The following is a 291-nucleotide window of genomic DNA, read 5'->3' as shown; positions in this document are numbered from 1 at the left end:
CGGCATGCTGGCGGTTCACATCGGCGCGCACGAGGCTGCCATCGACCGCGAAGCCCTCACCGCCGACCAGTCCTTCGGCGATGCAGCGCGCCACGGTCGTCTCAAACAGCTGGCGCAGCAGATCACTGTCGCGGAAGCGCCCATGCCGGTTCTTGGAGAAGGTCGAGTGGTCGGGCACATCGCCTTCCAGCCCCAGGCGGCAGAACCAGCGATAGGCGAGGTTGACATGCACCTCTTCGCACAGCCGCCGCTCGGACCGGATGCCCATGCAATAGCCGATGATCAGCATCC

At 65.6% G+C, this 291-nt stretch carries 1 protein-coding gene; it reads right to left on the bottom strand.

Going from position 1 to position 291, the window contains the following annotated elements:
• A partial coding sequence (locus AX692_RS11300) for a transposase (protein ID WP_196491789.1) occupies positions 1 to 291 on the bottom strand: 291 nt, incomplete at both ends.

This window comes from Erythrobacter donghaensis (assembly GCF_001557325.1).
GTDB lineage: Bacteria > Pseudomonadota > Alphaproteobacteria > Sphingomonadales > Sphingomonadaceae > Erythrobacter > Erythrobacter donghaensis_B.
The sequence above is the reverse complement of the archived record's forward strand: the minus strand, read 5'-3'. Positions and strand labels throughout refer to the sequence as shown.